We start from the raw sequence: 18,887 nt of genomic DNA on the forward strand, positions 1-18,887 counted from the left end.
ACAACTCAGAAGCTGAACGGTTCGCCGCTCTGTTCACTGACAGCCTGTGCCAGCATAGCAAACAACTCGCCGCCGCTGCGGTCGCAAATCCATTTATCTGATTTCAGATCAAAATGATAGCCGCCATTGCGCGCAGCCAGCCAGATCTGGTGAAACGCTTCCTGCTTGTTGATGATAATTTTTGAGCCGTTTTCAAAGCTCAGTGTCATCACACCGCCGTTGGTTTCGCAGTCAATATCCGCATCACCGTCGTAATCATCTAATTTTGCTTCAATATCCTGCAACAGCGCATCCGCCGTCCGGTGAAATTCTGTATCGTTCATCGTCATTTCCTATTTGCTTTTCGACATCTAACTGCGATTATAGAGGGTATTGACCGATGATTAACAGGCATGACTGTAAATGAAGAAAAAAATGATCTGCGCGGTATCCGCCGTGATGCTGCTGACCCTGTCCGGCTGCGGACTGAAAGGCCCTCTCTACTTCCCGCCGGAAGAGCCGGCCGCCGGAAAAAGTGCTCCTGCGGATAAGCCTGCAACGGAACAGTCTGCTGTACAGACAGACAACGCTGAGAACGGCAAAACGCAAAAATGACCGCCGGATAACCCCGGTTACTGAGGCGTAAACAGGATCTGAACATGCAGTTCACCAAAATGCACGGCCTGGGTAATGATTTTATGGTGGTGGACGCCGTCACCCAGAATATCTATTTTTCACCGGAGCTTATCTGCCGTCTGGCAGACCGGCACACCGGCGTCGGCTTTGATCAGCTGCTGGTGGTGGAAGCGCCTTATGATCCGGAACTGGATTTTCACTACCGCATCTTTAACGCGGACGGCAGCGAAGTGGCACAGTGCGGCAACGGTGCACGCTGTTTTGCCCGCTTTGTCCGTCTCAAAGGGCTGACTAATAAACGGGATATCCGTGTCAGTACACAATCCGGGCGTATGGTGCTCAGTATCGCGGATAATGATAATGTCCGCGTGAACATGGGCGTGCCGGAGTTTGAACCGGCGCTGGTGCCGTTCCGCGCGGTAAAAGAAGAGAAAACGTATATTATCCGCGCCGCCGAACGCACTGTCCTGTGCGGTGTGGTGTCGATGGGTAACCCGCATTGTGTTATCCAGGTGGAAAGCACGGAAACGGCGGAAGTTGAGGTTATCGGTCCGGTTCTGGAGAGCCACGAACGTTTTCCTGAACGGGCAAATATCGGCTTTATGCAGATCCTGTCACGTGATCACATCCGTCTGCGGGTGTATGAGCGCGGCGTCGGTGAAACACAGGCCTGCGGCAGCGGTGCCTGCGCGGCGGTCTCTGTCGGGATACGCCAGGGTCTGCTGGCAGAAAATGTGCAGGTGGATTTACCCGGCGGCACTCTGTTTATCAGCTGGGAGGGTGAGGGTAAACCGCTGTTTATGACCGGCCCGGCCACGCATGTATATGATGGTGTTATCCATCTTTAATCATCATAAAGAGGATAAATAGCAATGGACAGTCAACAGGATACCGCCGTATCCGCCCCGTCCGGAGAACCGGATGAAGCGGCGGTGCTGGCGTATCTGAAAGCGCATCCGGATTTTTTCATCCGTAATGCCGCGCAGATCACCGATATGACCATCCCGCATCCGGTAAAAGGGGCGGTATCTCTCGTTGAGTGGCAGCTCGGACGCCAGCGTGAGCGGATTGGCACGCTGACGGATGATCTGATGCAGCTGATGATACAGGCCCGCGAAAACGAATATTTGTTCTCACGCCTGCTGAAACTGCTGGCGTCGCTGTCTTCTGCCACCTCTCTGGATGATTTTTCCGAACGTCTCAATCAGTGGGCGAAAGGGCTGAAGCTCAGCCATGCCAAAATCCGTCTGTTTACCGACAGCTGGCGGCTGGGTGCGCCGTTCCGTCATCAGGAACTGGCCTTATCCCGTGCTCACTTTGAAGCCATCCGTCTTTCCCGTTTCGGGGACCGCAATCACTATCTCGGGCAGCTGACTGCACCGGAAATACAGCTGTTACTGCCGGACAGTGCCTTTGTCGGCTCGGCATCGGTGTCGCTGCTGGGCGGGCAGCATGATCTCGGCGTGGTGATTTTTGTCAGCCGCGATAAACAGCATTATCAGAAAGATATGGGTACCGCGATGCTGGAGCAGGTCGCGTATTTCCTGCCGCAGCTGCTGCAACGCTGGGTGGAGCTGGCATGACGGACAGTGCGGCAGATGACCTGCTGGTCACGGCAGAGCAGTTTCTGCAGTATCTGCGGGTGGAGCGCCGGTTAAGTCCGGTGACTATTACCAATTACCGCCGTCAGCTCACTACGCTGGCAGAGATGATGGTCAGCAGCAAAATCCGCAGCTGGGCACAACTGGAACCGGCAACGGTGCGGATGCTGGCCGCGAAAAGCCGCCGTAACGGTTTGCAGCCCGCAAGCCTGGCGCTGCGTCTTTCCGCCCTGCGCTCCTTTCTCGACTGGCAGGTCAGCAACGGGATGATCCCCGCCAATCCGGCCAAAGCCGTCAGCGCCCCGAAACAGGGGCGGCACCTGCCGAAAAATATGGATGTGGATGACATTGCCCGGCTGATGGATATCAGCGGCAATGACCCGCTGGCAGTGCGTGATCGCACCATGCTGGAAGTCATGTACGGCGCGGGGCTGCGTTTATCGGAACTGGTCGGGCTGAATACCGGGGATTTTGATCTGGTTACCGGTGAGGTGCGGGTTCTCGGGAAGGGCAGCAAAGAGCGTAAAGTGCCGCTCGGCAAAACAGCCGTGGCTTGCCTGGAACGCTGGCTGCCGCTGCGTGAACTGTATGATCCTGAGAATAAAGCTGTTTTTATCTCCACCAAAAGCGGTAAGCGGATCTCGGCGCGTAATGTGCAGAAACGGTTTGAATACCGGGGTTTGCATCAGGGGCTGAACAGCCATCTGAACCCGCATAAGCTGCGCCACTCCTTTGCGACACACATTCTCGAATCCAGCGGCGACCTGCGTGCGGTGCAGGAACTGCTGGGGCATGCTAATCTGTCCACCACGCAAATCTATACCCATCTGGATTTTCAGCATCTTGCCAATGTGTATGATGTTGCACATCCGCGGGCCAAACGAGGAAAATCGTAATGCGTTTCTACCGCCCCCTTTCGCCTGTCCGCGCCATGACATTCGATCTTGACGACACGCTGTATGATAATCGTCCGGTGATGGATAAAACCGAGGAGGAGGTGATTGCGTTTATCCGTCAGTATGATCCGCGTTTCCGTGACTTACCGGCTGATTACATTAATGTATTCCGTGATCGTATCCGCCGTCAGCAGCCGGAGATTTTTCATGACGTCAGCCGCTGGCGTCTGCTCTCCTGGCGCACCTTTTTCCTGCATTACGGCTATACCGCCGCCCGTGCGCAGACCGGGGCGGATGCGGTTATGGCGCATTTCGCACAGTGGCGCAGCCGTATCGACGTGCCGCAGTCCACGCACGATACCCTGGCCGCGCTGGCGGAAAATATTCCGCTGGTGGCTATCACCAACGGTAATATGGAGCCGGAAAAATGCGGGCTGGCGGATTATTTTGCCTTTATCCTCAAAGCCGGTCCGGACGGACGTGCAAAACCGTTCTGCGATATGTACCGCACGGCGGCGCAGCGGCTGGCTATCCCGGCAGAAAACATCCTGCATGTCGGTGATAACCTGAATACGGATGTGGAAGGTGCGCTGTGCAGCGGTATGCTGGCCTGCTGGATAAACCTTGACGGACGCGATGTTTATCACGATCCGGAAACCCGCCTGCTGCCGCATATTGAAATTACACAGTTGGATTCTTTAACCGGACTGTTATAATTTTATCTGTATAAAAAACCAGTTCTTCCGGAACCGGCTGTCCGGAAGTCGCTTTTTCTTTCGCGGCGCTGCCGCACAACCACTGATGGAAATTATGGACGTCTCTTATCTGCTTGAAAGCCTTAATGATAAACAGCGCGAAGCGGTGGCGGCTCCCCGCTCAAACATGCTGGTGCTGGCGGGTGCCGGTTCCGGAAAAACCCGGGTGCTGGTGCACCGTATCGCCTGGCTGCTGGCAGTGGAGAACGCCTCTCCGTTTTCGGTAATGTCAGTGACCTTTACCAATAAGGCGGCGGCGGAAATGCGCCACCGTATTGAAGAGCTGGTCGGTACCAGTGAGGGCGGGATGTGGATCGGGACATTCCACGGTCTGGCACACCGTCTGCTGCGCGCGCATCACCTCGATGCCGGGCTGCCGCAGGATTTCCAGATCCTCGACAGCGAAGATCAGATCCGCCTGATCCGCCGTCTGATCAAAGCCATGAATCTCGATGAAAAACAGTGGCCGGCCAAACAGGGCTGCTGGTATATCAACGGCAAAAAAGATGAGGGGCTGCGGCCTCAGCACGTTGAGAGTTACGGCAACCCGGTGGAAGCCACCTGGCTGCGGATCTACCAGGCCTATCAGGAAGCCTGTGACCGCGCGGGACTGGTGGATTTTGCCGAACTGCTGCTGCGGGCACATGAGCTGTGGCTGAACAAACCGGCGATTTTACAGCACTATCGTGATCGTTTTACCAATATCCTCGTGGACGAATTCCAGGACACCAACAGCATCCAGTATGCCTGGGTACGCATGCTGGCGGGCGATACTGGTAAAGTGATGATTGTCGGTGATGATGACCAGTCTATCTACGGCTGGCGCGGCGCGCAGGTGGAAAACATCCAGCGCTTCCTGAAAGATTTCCCCGGCGCGACCACCATCCGTCTCGAACAAAATTACCGTTCCACCAACAATATCCTGAAAGCGGCGAACGCCCTGATCTCCCATAACAGCGACCGGCTGGGGAAAAACCTCTGGACGGACGGTGAGGACGGCGAACCTATCTCCCTGTACTGTGCCTTTAATGATCTGGATGAAGCACGCTATGTGGTCGGGCGCATTAAACAGTGGCACGAGAACGGCGGTGCCCTGGCGGACTGCGCCATTCTTTACCGCAGCAACGCCCAGTCGCGTTTACAGGAAGAGGCACTGTTGCAGGCCGCGCTGCCGTACCGTATTTACGGCGGTCAGCGCTTCTTCGAACGCCAGGAAATCAAAGATGCTCTTGCGTATCTGCGCCTGATTTCAAACCGTCATGATGACGCGGCATTTGAGCGTGTGGTAAACACCCCGACCCGCGGGATCGGTGACCGCACCCTGGATGTGGTGCGTCAGACTGCCCGTGAGCGGGAACTGACCCTCTGGGAAAGCTGCGGCGTACTGCTGGAAGAAAAAGCACTCGCGGGGCGTGCCGCCTCTGCGCTGGGGCGTTTCCTCGAGCTGATCAATCTGCTGGCACAGGAAACGGACGGTATGCCGCTGCACGTGCAGACTGACCGCGTGATCCGCGATTCCGGCCTGCGGGCGCACTATGAGCAGGAAAAAGGGGAAAAAGCCCAGGCGCGGATTGAAAACTTAGAAGAACTGGTCACCGCAACCAATCAGTTCAGTTATCAGGATGCTGACGAAGGGCTGACGCCGTTACAGGCATTTCTGTCCCATGCCGCGCTGGAATCCGGCGAAGGCCAGGCGGACAGATATCAGGATGCGGTTCAGCTGATGACGCTGCACTCCGCCAAAGGACTGGAGTTCCCGCAGGTCTTTATCGTCGGGGTGGAAGAGGGCATGTTCCCGGGCATGATGTCGATGGAGGAGAGCGGGCGCCTGGAAGAAGAGCGGCGTCTGGCCTATGTCGGCGTGACCCGTGCCATGCAGAAACTGACACTGACTTACGCTGAAACCCGCCGTCTGTACGGCAAAGAGGTGTATCACCGGCCGTCCCGTTTTATCGGTGAACTGCCGCCGGAGTGTGTGGAAGAAGTGCGTCTGCGCGCCACGGTATCACGGCCGGTCAACCACCAGCGGCTCGGTACGCCGATCACCGCCAATGACAGCGGATATACCCTCGGACAGCGTGTCCGTCACCCGAAATTCGGCGAAGGCACCATTATCAATATGGAAGGCAACGGCGAACATACCCGCTTACAGATAGCGTTTCAGGGCGAAGGGATCAAATGGCTGGTGGCCTCCTACGCCAAACTGGAAAAACCCTGATCTTCCGCAGAGTAAGGTGTTAACCGGAGAATAACCGGTTGACACCCTTTTTCATCTGCGCATAACATGCGCACACTTTTTCTTTTCCTTTCGTTTCCGGAGGCCGCACACTATGCTGAGCGCATTTAAAGTTGACAATAAGCGTTTGCAACGTCTTGATTTAGAAGAGGGCGACGCCCTGACAGATGCGCTGTGGGTGGATATTTCGGAGCCGGAAGAGCATGAACGGCAGCTGATTCAGACGCAGTTTAACCAGGAACTGGCAACCAGTCCGGAACTGGATGATATCGAAGCCTCCGCACGCTTCTTTGAGGACGATGACGGTCTGCACGTCCACTCCTTTTTCTATTACGAAGATGCGGACGACCACGCCGGTAACTCCACAGTGGCATTTACCCTGCGTGACGGACGTTTATATACGCTGCGTGAGCGGGAACTGCCCGCTTTCCGGCTGTACCGTATGCGTGCCCGCAAACAGACCATGCAGGATGGCAACGGCTATGAAATCCTGCTGGATCTGTTTGAAACCAAAATCGAGCAGCTGGCGGATGAAATCGAAAACATCTACAGTCATCTGGAAACACTCAGCCGGGCGATTATGAAAGGCAAACAGGATGATGAGTTTGATAAAGCCCTGTCGGCTCTGGCCGAACAGGAAGATATCGGCTGGAAAGTCCGTCTGTGTCTGATGGATACGCAGCGTGCGCTGAATTTCCTGGTCCGCCGCACCCGTCTGCCGGCCAATCAGCTGGAGCAGGCGCGCGAAATACTGCGTGATATCGAATCCCTGCTGCCGCACAATGAATCCCTGTTCCAGAAAGTGAACTTCCTGATGCAGGCGGCGATGGGCTTTATCAATATCGAACAAAGCCGCATTATCAAAATCTTCTCAGTGGTATCCGTGGTGTTCCTGCCGCCGACGCTGGTGGCATCCAGTTACGGGATGAACTTCAAATTTATGCCGGAACTTGACTGGTCGCTGGGCTATCCTGCCGCTATCGGGGTGATGGTTGCTGCTGCACTCGCGCCGTATCTCTACTTCAAACGCAAGAACTGGCTGTAGCGTCCAACCTCAGAAAAATGTGAATTCAATGCCCTTTGCAATCAGCATGTAAAGGGCTGTCCAGACCCCGGCAGAGAGCAGACAGGTTACCAGCACGCGGGTTTGTGTGAAACGCAGTAATCCGGCGGCCATCGGGATCAGATACCGCAGCACTGCAATAAACCGTGAGGTAAACAGGATCAGCAGCCCGCTGGTCTGAAGCCGTGCCTGAGCTTTGCCGAGGGCGGTTTTGTATTTTGCCATCAGCCCCGGAAAATAATTGCGGGTGACAATCAGACGCCCGAGATAATACGAAATCATCGAACCGCAGGCAGCACCCAGCGTAATCACCAGCCAGATAATCACCACCGGAACGACCGGAAATGCCAGCGTCACCACGGTCATCAGCATGACGGAGGCGGGCGGAAGGACAGATGAGAGAATAATCGTGGATTTGCTCAGGGCGATACAAAACAGGATGGCCAGCAGCCAGAGCGGATGGTTGTGCAATATTGCCAGATGATGCGTGATCCAATCCATGTTTATCCTCCCGGAGACAGCACCGGCAAACCCGGCGCTGTCTTACAGAGTATCACGCTTTTTTGTAACGGTGGCGCTGGGTGTAAAGTGCATCCAGAGTAAAGACAATCAGTCCCGCCCAGATAAAGGCAAACGTGATCAGCCGTTCGGCGGAAATGGCCTCGCCATACGCGGTGGTTGCCAGCACAAACATCAGGGTCGGGCCGATATACTGGAAGAAGCCGAGCGTGGAGAGACGCAGATGATTAGCGGCCTCAGTAAACAGCAGCAGTGGTACGGTGGTAATAATCCCGGCCGCAATCAGCAGCAGATTCAGCGTCAGGCTGTTCATGGTCATATTGCTGGTGGCGCTGTTGGCGAAGAAAAGCAGATAAATACCGGCAACCGGCAGCAGCCACAGGGTTTCCACCAACATACCCGCCTGGGCATCCACACCCAGCTTTTTACGCAGCAGACCATACAGACCGAATGTCATGGCCAGACTCAGTCCGATCACCGGCACGGTGCCGAACTGCCAGAGCTGGATCAGTACGCCGGTAAAGGCGAGACACACCGCAAACCATTGCAGGCGGCGGAAACGCTCACCGAGAAAGAGCATCCCGAACAGAACGTTGACCAGCGGGTTAATAAAGTACCCGAGACTCGCTTCCAGCATATGGTTGTGGTTCACCGCCCAGATATAGATCAGCCAGTTTGAGGCGATAATACAGGCGGTCAGCGCGAGGATCATGATTTTCTTCGGCTGGCGGATAATCTGACGGATACGCGGCCACTGGCGTGATACGCTGATCAGCAGGATCATAAAAAAGAATGACCAGATAATCCGGTGGGTCAGGATCTCATCCGCCGGTACCTGTTGGATCAGTTTGAAATATACCGGGGCAATACCCCAGATAAAGTAAGCGCCGAGAGCACAAAGGACGCCTTTTACGGTCTGTTGCTGGCTCATGATAGTCCAAGTCTGAAAGAAAAAAGGAAAGAAGATACCTGCCGGTGCGATCACTTTCACATTGAAATCACATCACATTGAAATCACATCACATTGAAATTATATAGTTACAACGTGATTAATCACGTTATTAATTAATTATTCGTAAAATGTGATCGCCTGCGATACGCCGGATAGCAGTAAAGACGTTAAAAAGATGTGAAAGTCTAACGTGCATCACAAAATTACACCAGCAGGTGTGCGTAAAAAAACTCAGCACCGATCGAATATTATCACCGTCCGTGCGGATAGTCTGTTATCTGATGGCAAACTGAGCTAGCATAGAAGCATCTTTTCACCGGCAGAATGCACTGCCCGGATTTCTGTTTCACCTGAGGAGCTGCGTGTCTACCGCTGAAGTCATCAATACCCTGCCCGACGCTGACGCTATCCTGCGCCAGGTCTTTGGTTATCAGCAATTCCGTGCCGGACAGTCCGATATTATCGATACCGTGACCGGCGGACGCGATTGTCTGGTGGTCATGCCGACGGGCGGCGGGAAATCACTGTGTTACCAGATTCCGGCACTGATGCTGCCGGGGCTGACAGTGGTGGTGTCACCGCTGATTTCCCTGATGAAAGATCAGGTCGATCAGCTGCGCCTGCTGGGTGTGGATGCCGGTTATCTGAACTCGGCGCAGACTCCGCAGGAGCAGCAGCAGGTACTGGAAGGGTGTCACAGCAACCGCATCAAACTGTTGTATGTGGCGCCGGAACGCCTGCTGATGAGCAGCTTTATCCGCCAGTTACAGCAGTGGCAGCCATCGCTGCTGGCGGTGGATGAAGCACACTGTATCTCACAATGGGGTCATGATTTCCGTCCGGAATACTGCGCGATAGGTGAATTACGCCAGCATCTGCCGGGTGTGCCGGTGATTGCCCTGACAGCGACTGCCGATAACACCACGCGCTCTGATATCTGCTCGCGGCTGCGTTTAAGCGACCCGCTGATCCACATCAGCAGCTTTGACCGCCCGAATATCCGTTACACGCTGGTGGAAAAATATAAAGCGTTTGATCAGCTCTGGATGTTTGTCCGCGGTCAGAAAGGCCAGTGCGGCATTATTTACTGTAACAGCCGTAATAAAGTGGAAGATGTCGCCGCCCGTCTGCAAAAACGCGGGCTGAGTGTCGCTGCGTATCATGCCGGTCTGGATAATTCCCAGCGTGAATGGGTTCAGGATGCCTTTCTCAAGGACAACTTGCAGGTTGTGGTGGCCACGGTGGCGTTCGGGATGGGGATTAACAAATCCAACGTCCGGTTTGTCGCGCACTTTGATATCCCGCGCAATATTGAATCCTATTACCAGGAAACCGGCCGTGCCGGACGTGACGGCGTCAGTGCGGAAGCGGTTCTGTTTTATGATCCGGCGGATATGGCGTGGTTGCGCCGCTGTCTGGATGAAAAACCGGCCGGACCGCAGAAAGATATCGAACAGCATAAACTGAATGCGATGGGCGCCTTTGCCCAGGCTCAGACCTGCCGCCGTCTGGTGTTACTGAATTATTTCGGCGAGAACCGCCAGACACCGTGCGGTAACTGCGATATCTGTCTTGACCCGCCGAAACAGTATGACGGGCTGCTTGAGGCTCAGCAGGCGTTATCCTGTATCTACCGCGCCGGACAGCGCTTTGGTCTGGGGTATATTGTGGATGTGCTGCGCGGCTCGAATAACCAGCGGATCCGCGAATACGGGCACGATAAACTCGCGGTTTACGGTATCGGCAAAGACAAAAGTCAGGAGCACTGGGTCAGTGTGCTGCGTCAGCTGATCCACTTAGGGCTGATAACGCAAAACATCGCAAATTATTCTGCGTTACAATTAACCGAATCCGCCCGCCCGGTGCTGCGGGGTGAAGTCCCGCTGCAACTCGCGGTACCGCGGATACAGAATATCAAACCGCGCCAGACCGCCCGCAGTTACGGTGGTAATTACGACAAAAAACTGTTCGCGAAACTGCGCAAGCTGCGCAAATCCATCGCTGACGAAGAAAATATCCCGCCGTTTGTGGTCTTTAACGATGCCACACTGATTGAAATGGCGGAGCAGTGCCCGGTCAGGGCAAATGATTTACTCTTGATAAATGGCGTCGGAGAGCGGAAACTGGAACGATTCGGCGATGCATTTATGGCCCTTATCCGCGAGCATCTTACCGGATTCGATGACTAGAGGAGCACCCTATGCTGCCACCGGACACCCTGAAAGCAAGCTGGCTGGAACGCGAAGCGGAGTATTCAGCTTTCGTTAACGGCCCGTTACTTGATTTCTGGAACCGGCGGGATGAGCGGACGTTTCAGGGCGCGGATGATGTCACTATCCGTTATGTGCAGTTTACCGATCCTGCGCATGACAAAGTTCTGGTGATCAGTTCCGGACGCAGTGAAAGCTACGTCAAATATCCGGAAGTGCTGTACGATTTTTTCCACCTCGGTTTTGATGTCTTTATTATGGATCACCGGGGACAGGGGCTTTCCGGCCGGATGCTGGATGACCCGCAAAAAGGCCATGTCGAACGTTTCGACGACTATATTGATGATTTTTCTCAGTTCACGAAAATCGCGCTGGCGGAGAAAGATTATGCGTACCGCTATGCACTGGCACACTCGATGGGCAGTGCGATACTCGGCGGTTATCTGTTACGCGAGCCGGATACTTTCCGTGCCGCGGTGTTATGTGCCCCGATGTTCGGCATTAATTTACCGATGCCGATGTGGCTGGCCAATATGATTGTGAACCGCGCCGATAAACGGCCGTCGGAACGCAATGAGTATGCGGTATCAACCGGGAAGTGGCAGCCGTTGCCGTTTTTAATCAACATGCTGACCCACAGTTACCCGCGGTACCGGCGTTACCTGCGCTGTTATGCTGACTATCCTGCTTTACGTCTCGGCGGACCCACGTATCACTGGTTACGCGAAAGCATTGATATCGGACAGAAGATAATTGCGCGGGCGGGAGAGATAAACACCCCGCTGATGGTGCTGATGGCATCAGAAGATAAGGTGGTGGACAATCGGGAGTTGCTGGCTTTCTGCGAAAACCGCCGTAAAGCCCGGACAGGACAAGAAGAAGAACATATGCCTCTGACGTTTGAGGGAGCTTATCACGAGATCCTGTTCGAAGAAGACGCGTTGCGCGCTGTCGCGCTCAATGCGATTTGTCATTTTTTCGGACTCCACTAATCAATTTTCAGGAATTTGCATATGTATCATGTGGTTGCTTCAGATTTAGACGGAACGTTATTATCACCTGCCCACAGTTTAACCCCCTATACCAAGGAAACTCTCCGCCTGCTGACCATCAATAAAGGCGTGCATTTTGTTTTTGCCACCGGCCGCCATCATGTGGATGTGGCGCAGATCCGTGATGCGCTGGGAATTGATGCGTTTATGATCACCTCCAATGGCGCGCGGGTACACAACACCAAAGGTGAGCTGGTATTCAGCCATGATGTGGACCCGGATGTGGTCCGTGAGCTGTGCCTGATGGAGTTTGATAATCCGGATATCCTCACCAACTATTACCGCGGTGACGGCTGGATGATCAACCGGGAAAGCCCTGAACAAAAAGAGTTTTTCCAGGAATCTGTCTTTATGTATGAACTGTTTGACCGCAATGATTTTCCGGTGGATCAGGTCTGTAAAGTCTACTTCACCTGTGATGATCACGAGAAACTTGTCGCGCTGGAAGCAAAAATCCGTGTGCGTTTCGGTAACAGAGTGAATGTCAGTTTCTCGCTGCGCAGCTGCCTGGAAGTGATGGCCGGTGGCGTCTCAAAAGGTGAGGCACTGCAGCAGGTCGCAGAATCACTGGGTTACCGTCTGAATGACTGCATCGCTTTCGGTGATGGTATGAATGACCGCGAAATGCTGGAAATGGCCGGAAAAGGCTGCATTATGGCGGGAGCGCATCAGCGTCTGAAAGATATTCTGCCGGAGATGGAAGTGATCGGTTCTAATGCGGATGACGCCGTCGCCCATTATCTGCGCCGGTTATATCAGCAGTAATTGTGATATTCAGATCAACAGAAAGCCGCCGGATGTTATTCTTCCGGCGGTTTTTTTCTTTCAGATTGCAATAATCGGCAGTATTAATAATCTGCATCTTTACCATTAAATAAATTGGCCATAGCCATTGCTGTTTCGGGGGTGGTTAAAATATATTTTAATGTTGACTTTAATATATCTATTGTATTACAAGAAAATTCTTCGTTTTTATATCGTACTGTTACCGGAAATCCGGTTGATTTACTTAGTGAATATTCAAATAAAAGATATTTTATCTTTGGGTTAGTTTCACTTTTCAGATAAATGGCTTTATCATATATTGCATATGCTGAAATCATATTTAATAGTATATCATCTTTATCAATGTTTTTAATTTCCGGATATACGATGTTACTTGTTGATTCTTTAACTAAGTTAAGTATATAAAATACTTCAGATTCAATATGTTCCTTTATTGCTACAATATTTAATGCACTTTGAAACGAACTTTTAATTGAATTCAGGATATCGTCGTTATCACACATAATGTAATCAGAAAAAAATAGCTCCCGCTGCTGAATAAACTATCTTATATAATTACCCGCTAAAGTAATATCGTCAGTTCTTTTTGTCTCATGGGTGCGTGTTGGCGGAGATATACCAATATTCCACCATCCTAAATTTAACTTACTTGTATTTATTTTATTTAAAATGGTTGCCAGATAATTGATTTAAGATGAAGAATCACTGTCAGCAGTATATCTTAATTTTTATTATCTGGCTTTACCGGTTATCACAACCCGCCTGATTTCCGCATCGGGTTACGGCCCGACAGGTTTTTGGTGCCGCTGCGCAGGATGTTACCCACCATATCCACCCGCGCCTCAAACGGCGGGAACGGCAGGATGATGTTGTTTTCCGCGAAGCTGCGCAGGATATTCTGATGAATTTCATGACGCGCCGGCAGGCGGTGTCCCATTTCAGCTGCATAAGCACGCAGTTCGAAGATTTGAATACCCTGTTGTAAATCAACCAGGTAGGCTTCCGGATTTGGCGTATCCAAAATCATTGCCGAATCCTGTGCCGCCATCAGCAGCAGAATAGTGACCTGTTCCGGATTGGCTTCCGCCGGTACCGGGATCGTCAGGACGATACGGGTGACGGTATCCGAGAGCGACCAGTTAATAAACTGTTCGGTAATAAAGGCTTTGTTCGGGACGATAATCTCTTTGCGGTCCCAGTCTGTCAGCGTGGTGGCACGGGTGTTAATACGTGTGATACTGCCGGTCAGGTCACGGATAGTCACGGTATCGCCGATACGGATTGGTTTTTCGAACAGGATCATCAGACCGGAAACGATGTTGGCAAAAATTTCCTGCAAACCAAAGCCCAGCCCGACACCCATCGCTGTTACAAACCACTGCATTTTCGACCATTCAATACCGATCAGCGAGAACCCGACAATCCCCCCGACCAGCGTTATCGCGTACTTGGTCAGGGTGGTGATGGCGTAACCGGTACCCGGTGTCAGATCCAGGTGCTGTAACAGCGCCAGTTCCAGCAATGCAGGGAGGTTTCGTACCAGTTGCGTGGTGATGATAATCACCAGAATGGCGACAAAGACAGAGCCGAGTGTGATGGGCTGGAGGGTATCCACGCCGTTAATACTGCTGCTGACATCCCACAGCCGGATATTTTCCAGGAAGGAGAACGCGGTATGCAGTTCTGACCAGAGCAGAATACAGGACACCAAGGCAATCATCGTCAGGATGGAGCGGACCAGCCCGACAGACTGCGCACTGATAGTGTCGAGGTCAATGACCTGCTCTTCAATATCAATCACGCCTTCAGCACTGTTGGCATTGCTGTTCACACTGCTGTCGTCATCACTTTTTGCCCGCTGCGCCAGGATTTCAGCACGGCGCTGTTTGGCGCGTTCAAAGGCAATCCGGCGGCGCTGGATCAGCATCCAGCGGGTGATGATGTTATAGACCACCAGCAGCATAAACCAGATGGCGACCGACGTTTCCAGACGGCCCAGCAGCGCCTGTGAGGTCGCCAGATAGCCGAGCAGAGCTGAAATGGCCGCCACAACCGGTGCCAGCAGAAGCAGCCACCACATACCTTTGCTGACCGCATTGTCACCGCTGCCGTGACGGTCAAGATAGAGCGGAACCCCCGCGCGGCGCAGGCTGCTGGTAATAATAAATAGTGCGGCACACAGCAGCAGGAAGCAGAGGCGGCCGAGTGTCGGGGCGAATTCCCGGTCATTGAAGTATTCGAAGGTGGTCATTGCCATCATCAGCGGCACAATGACAAAAATAGAAAGCTGATAGAAGCGCATCGCCCGTTTGACCCGGGCTTCCGGCCAGCGTAACTGTGCGGTAAACAGGCCGTTCGGACGGGCAAAGGTTGCACAGAACATAAACAGCCACAGAACCGGCGTGGTGGCGCTGACGCCGTCGCCGATTGCTTTTGCCATCGGATACTGCCAGGCATTCTGTAATCCGTAGCCGATAGCCGACCACAGCACCGGCAGCGGCAGAGAGACAAGCACAGACCAGAACAGGGTACGCAGCGTGATGGAGAAGCGATCCAGCGTCACTTTACCGATACGCTGGCTGGTTCTGTCCAGAAATGCCTGATAATGGCGGCGGTAGTTCAGGCCGAAAATGGCCAGCAGCAGGGTACCGATAATATAGAGCGAAATCTCTTTGTTCTGCCATGAGAACATCGTTTTGAACGCACCGCCGAGCTGCGCCAGGGTATCCAGAGACAGCAGTTTGGTCAGGCTGGTCAGTACTTCAATCGGGTAATTGAGGGAAACCGGGGTGGCATCCGCCACCCAGAACAGATAACGGTGTGTATCATCGCGGACTTCAGCCAGCACATCACTGAGCTGACTGGTGGTTACTTTGAGCTTGGTCAGCTCCAGAATTTCGGTGTCGTAACCGGAGAGCAGGGAGCCGAGCAGTTCTTTGCGGTTGTCAACCAGCTGCTGATACAGCAAGGCCTGATCAGCGGGGAGCGAGGTTGTCTGCGAGGTATCCGGTTCATTATTATCACCGGACAGGGCATCAAGCATATTTTCATATTTCAGACGCTCTACGCGCAGGTCGGTGATTTCTTTATCCAGCTGCTGGGGCTTCGGCATATCCGGCAGACGGCTGAGCTGCGCCCGCAGGGCTTCCCCCAGCGCCGTTGAGCCGTTCAGCCACTGCGCCTGTTCCTGAATGGTACCGAGAACCTGGCGTGCTTTCTGGATATCGGTTGCCGCCTGGCGCTGCATTTCCCCGATATCACTCATGTGCACGGCCTGATCATTCAGTACCTGTGACAACTCGCGGTTGATATCAACTTGTTCTTTCAGGAACGGCGGTAAATCACCGGCCTGTTCAGCCAGCAGTTCGGTACGTTCCAGAGCCAGCTCGGCTTTCTGCTGGCGTTTACCGTTCAGTACACTGCGCAGTTGCTGAAGCTCGAGATCCAGCCGCTGATAGCGTTTACGCAGCAGTTCTAGGCGGATGCGGGTCAGTTCCTGGCGGTTGTTGGCAGAAAGCTGTGCCAGCTCCAGCTCATTGACTGTCGCTTTGCGTGCCTGTACTTCTGCTGCGGCCAGTGTGGACTGGGCCTCGGCAAGCGGTGTCAGCGGGGTTGTCAGTCCCTGCTGGCGGGATGTGGCTTCATTGAGCAGACGACGGGCTTCGGACTGCTGCTGAGGCAGAAGCGTCAGTGAATCGCTGATTTCCCGGTTTTTATCCTGTTCCTGCTGTAACTGCCGTCCCTGCTCCAGTAACTGCCCGCTGAGCTGGATAGTCTGCTGCTCGAGGTCGCTGATAGGGCGGGTGGTCAGAATTTTGGCCGGAGAATCACTCTCTTCCAGCAGTTGCTGGCGCAGTTCCCTGACCAGCTTCGGGAAGTTATCAATGGTGTCCTGATAGCTCTGTGCCCGCTCATCCGCGGCTTTGCTGTCTGCAAGCCAGTTCAGGGTCGCCTGTAACGCCTGAGCCATCTCAATATCTTTCGGATCTTTGCTGCTCTCAATCCGCTTGAGTTCCTGGCGGATCTGCGGCTCGTTTATATCCGATGCCGCATATACCGCTGTCAGCGGGGAGAAAAGAAAAACCGCCAGTAAAAATGAGATAATCAGGCGCACAGGGAAGAGTCCTCAGTTAGTGGCAGCGGCGTCAGGTTGCGGCGGGCAGTCAGGGCTGTCTTCTGCGTGAGCATCATCATCCGTTGTGATACAGGTGGCCAGCAGTTCCCCCATGCGGGTGGAAACACCGTTTGCCAGTGCACTGTTCAGTGCAACAGTATCCGCCGGGAACAGGTTGATAACGGTGGAACCGAGTTTAAAGCGGCCCATCTCTTCGCCTTTCTTCAGGTTTACCGCACAGACACTGTCATGTGCCGGGTAAGTCCAGCGACGGACAATGCCCTCACGCGGCGGCGTGACCATACCGCACCAGACGGTCTCCATACTGCCGACAATAGTGGCACCCACCAGAATCTGCACCATCGGGCCGAAAGCGGTATCAAACACACAGATCAGGCGCTCGTTACGGGCAAACAGGTTCGGTACATTGGCAGCAGTCAGCGGATTGACGGAGAACAGATCGCCCGGAACATAGATCATTTCGCGCAGATGGCCGTCACACGGCATATGCACACGGTGGTAATCACGCGGAGATAAGTAAGTGGTTACAAACTGCCCGTTGCGGAACTGATCCGCCAGTTGCCAGTTTCCGGCGAGGAGGGCTTCCAGGGTGTAGTTATGCCCTTTGGCCTGTAAAATCTGATCGTCACGGATAAGCCCCAGCTGACTGATAGTACCGTCAGCCGGCAGCGCCAGAGTTTCACTGCCCTGTACGATCGGACGGACTTCCTCTTTCAGCGCGCGGATAAAGAATTCATTGAAGGTACTGTAAGCGATAAATTCGCTTTCTTTCGCTTCCTGCATATCCACTTTATAGGCTTTGGCGAATGCTTTGATCGCCAGCTGTGTCAGCCAGCCAAGTTTTTTGTTGGCAAAGCGGCCCGCCAGCTGAGTAAGACACTGTTTAGGCAGCAAATATTGTAATTTTATTTTAAGAGTATCCAGCACATCGACCTCTGGTATTGTTTGTTATCTGCCGGTTTTTCCGGCGAATTCTGAACAAAAGGGGGCTATTGTACCTGTGCTTATTGCGCTTGTCAGTCTTCACCGGCCGTAAAATTACGGCGTGGTTTGACTTGCGCCATACTTTCCAGAATGCGGTGATAATTTTCAAAGCGTTCCGCGCTTATTTTGCCGTTTTCCACAGCGTCGCGCAGTGCACAGCCCGGATCGTCCCCGTGTTTGCAGTCGCGGAATTTACAGCCGCCGAGATAATCGCGGAACTCCGTAAATCCCTGAGTAACCTGCTCCGGTGTCAGGTGCCACAAACCGAATTCACGCACCCCCGGTGAGTCGATCACATCGCCGCCGTGCGGGAAATGATACAGCCGCGAGGCGGTGGTGGTGTGCTGACCCAGTCCGGAAACATCAGAAACATTATTGACCAGGATATCTGCGGTTTCCGGCAGCAATGTATTGAGCAGGCTTGATTTTCCGACACCGGATTGTCCGGCGAAGATGGAAATACGCCCGGCCAGTGCCGCAGTCAGCGCATCAATCCCCTCGCCGGTGTGGCCGGACACTTCCAGCACACGGTATCCGATATTACGATAGATATTCATTAAATCATTGACCAGGGCGCGGCTTTCATCATTCAGCAGGTCAATTTTGTTGAGGACAATCAGCGGCTCCACACCCAGTGTTTCGCAGGCGACCAGGTAGCGATCAATAATATTGAGCGATAACTCCGGTAAAATTGCGGAAACAATTACGATCTGGTTGATATTGGCAGCGATCGGTTTTAAACCGTCATAAAAATCAGGGCGGGTCAGTACGGATTCTCGCTCATGTACCGCCTCGACAATCCCGTTAACGCGGCCTTCCTCGTTATTCTGCAATGCCGCACGCCAGACCACGCGATCACCGGTGACCAGTGATTTGATAGTGCGGCGCAGGTTACAGCGCTGTACAGAGCCGTCTGCCGCCTCAATATCCGCATGCTGCCCGAAGCGGCTGATTACCTGTCCTTCCTGAGCCTCACCGAACAGGCTGTCTTCAGGCTCCGGCCGGTTCTCTCTGCGCAGTTTGCGCTGCTGGTTTGCCTGAACACGCCGTACCTGACCTTTGGAAAGTTTTTGTTTAGCCAAC

The 18,887-nt window shown here is 53.5% G+C and carries 17 protein-coding genes; 10 read left to right on the top strand and 7 right to left on the bottom strand.

Annotated elements, in window-relative coordinates:
* Positions 1 to 5: 5 nt before the first annotated feature.
* Complete coding sequence (gene cyaY / locus R5268_RS13025) at positions 6 to 323, bottom strand: iron donor protein CyaY (protein ID WP_107680531.1); 318 nt, start codon at positions 321 to 323, stop codon at positions 6 to 8.
* A 79-nt stretch (positions 324 to 402) separates the two neighbouring features.
* Between cyaY and lptM the strand changes: the two genes are divergently transcribed.
* The 7 genes from lptM (at position 403) to corA (ending at position 7,148) form a co-directional block, all read left to right on the top strand.
* Positions 403 to 594 (top strand): LPS translocon maturation chaperone LptM, encoded by a 192-nt coding sequence (lptM, locus tag R5268_RS13030; protein WP_046894228.1) that lies wholly within the window; start codon positions 403 to 405, stop codon positions 592 to 594.
* Between the two features lie 44 nt (positions 595 to 638).
* Positions 639 to 1,463: a diaminopimelate epimerase gene (dapF, locus tag R5268_RS13035; RefSeq protein WP_107680519.1), complete on the top strand. Its 825-nt coding sequence runs from the start codon at positions 639 to 641 to the stop codon at positions 1,461 to 1,463.
* A gap of 24 nt (positions 1,464 to 1,487) precedes the next feature.
* Positions 1,488 to 2,198, top strand: coding sequence for a DUF484 family protein (locus R5268_RS13040; protein ID WP_317419595.1), 711 nt, complete (start codon positions 1,488 to 1,490; stop codon positions 2,196 to 2,198).
* A complete protein-coding gene (gene xerC / locus R5268_RS13045; RefSeq protein WP_317419594.1) occupies positions 2,195 to 3,112 on the top strand; it encodes a tyrosine recombinase XerC in 918 nt (305 codons plus the stop codon). The genes R5268_RS13040 and xerC overlap by 4 nt, the downstream gene beginning before the upstream one ends.
* Positions 3,112 to 3,828 (top strand): 5-amino-6-(5-phospho-D-ribitylamino)uracil phosphatase YigB, encoded by a 717-nt coding sequence (gene yigB / locus R5268_RS13050; RefSeq protein ID WP_317419593.1) that lies wholly within the window; start codon positions 3,112 to 3,114, stop codon positions 3,826 to 3,828. The genes xerC and yigB overlap by 1 nt, the downstream gene beginning before the upstream one ends.
* 85 nt (positions 3,829 to 3,913) lie before the next feature.
* The gene (gene uvrD / locus R5268_RS13055; RefSeq protein ID WP_052926761.1) at positions 3,914 to 6,085 is read left to right on the top strand and encodes a DNA helicase II; all 2,172 of its coding nucleotides are present in this window, start codon (positions 3,914 to 3,916) and stop codon (positions 6,083 to 6,085) included.
* 112 nt (positions 6,086 to 6,197) lie between these two features.
* Positions 6,198 to 7,148 (top strand): magnesium/cobalt transporter CorA, encoded by a 951-nt coding sequence (corA, locus tag R5268_RS13060; RefSeq protein WP_025154632.1) that lies wholly within the window; start codon positions 6,198 to 6,200, stop codon positions 7,146 to 7,148.
* Between the two features lie 9 nt (positions 7,149 to 7,157).
* Here corA and R5268_RS13065 read toward each other — a convergent pair whose 3' ends face one another.
* Together R5268_RS13065 and rarD are read right to left on the bottom strand one after the other, a co-directional pair.
* Positions 7,158 to 7,667, bottom strand: coding sequence for a DedA family protein (locus tag R5268_RS13065; RefSeq protein WP_046894234.1), 510 nt, complete (start codon positions 7,665 to 7,667; stop codon positions 7,158 to 7,160).
* 52 nt (positions 7,668 to 7,719) lie between these two features.
* Entirely contained in the window at positions 7,720 to 8,616 is an 897-nt protein-coding gene (gene rarD, locus R5268_RS13070; RefSeq protein ID WP_046894351.1) for an EamA family transporter RarD, read from the bottom strand.
* Between the two features lie 383 nt (positions 8,617 to 8,999).
* On the opposite strand from rarD, the gene recQ reads away from it, so the two are divergent.
* From recQ to yigL, 3 genes are read left to right on the top strand one after another with little or no spacing between them, the layout of a single operon-like run.
* Positions 9,000 to 10,826 (top strand): ATP-dependent DNA helicase RecQ, encoded by a 1,827-nt coding sequence (gene recQ, locus R5268_RS13075; RefSeq protein ID WP_046894235.1) that lies wholly within the window; start codon positions 9,000 to 9,002, stop codon positions 10,824 to 10,826.
* An 11-nt stretch (positions 10,827 to 10,837) separates the two neighbouring features.
* Entirely contained in the window at positions 10,838 to 11,839 is a 1,002-nt protein-coding gene (pldB, locus tag R5268_RS13080) for a lysophospholipase L2 (protein WP_107680524.1), read from the top strand.
* A 21-nt stretch (positions 11,840 to 11,860) separates the two neighbouring features.
* Positions 11,861 to 12,664, top strand: coding sequence for a sugar/pyridoxal phosphate phosphatase YigL (gene yigL, locus R5268_RS13085; protein WP_025154637.1), 804 nt, complete (start codon positions 11,861 to 11,863; stop codon positions 12,662 to 12,664).
* Between the two features lie 83 nt (positions 12,665 to 12,747).
* Here yigL and R5268_RS13090 read toward each other — a convergent pair whose 3' ends face one another.
* From R5268_RS13090 to rsgA, 4 genes are all read right to left on the bottom strand, one after another.
* Positions 12,748 to 13,188 (bottom strand): hypothetical protein, encoded by a 441-nt coding sequence (locus tag R5268_RS13090; protein ID WP_317419586.1) that lies wholly within the window; start codon positions 13,186 to 13,188, stop codon positions 12,748 to 12,750.
* Positions 13,189 to 13,436: 248 nt separating this feature from the next.
* The gene (mscM, locus tag R5268_RS13095) at positions 13,437 to 16,799 is read right to left on the bottom strand and encodes a miniconductance mechanosensitive channel MscM (protein ID WP_317419584.1); all 3,363 of its coding nucleotides are present in this window, start codon (positions 16,797 to 16,799) and stop codon (positions 13,437 to 13,439) included.
* A 12-nt stretch (positions 16,800 to 16,811) separates the two neighbouring features.
* Complete coding sequence (gene asd, locus R5268_RS13100; RefSeq protein WP_171819775.1) at positions 16,812 to 17,747, bottom strand: archaetidylserine decarboxylase; 936 nt, start codon at positions 17,745 to 17,747, stop codon at positions 16,812 to 16,814.
* A gap of 89 nt (positions 17,748 to 17,836) precedes the next feature.
* Positions 17,837 to 18,886, bottom strand: coding sequence for a small ribosomal subunit biogenesis GTPase RsgA (gene rsgA / locus R5268_RS13105; RefSeq protein ID WP_046894238.1), 1,050 nt, complete (start codon positions 18,884 to 18,886; stop codon positions 17,837 to 17,839).
* Position 18,887: the final 1 nt, after the last annotated feature.

The organism is Morganella sp. BCCO 40_0007 (assembly GCF_032989665.1).
Classification (GTDB): Bacteria; Pseudomonadota; Gammaproteobacteria; order Enterobacterales; family Enterobacteriaceae; genus Morganella; species Morganella sibonii.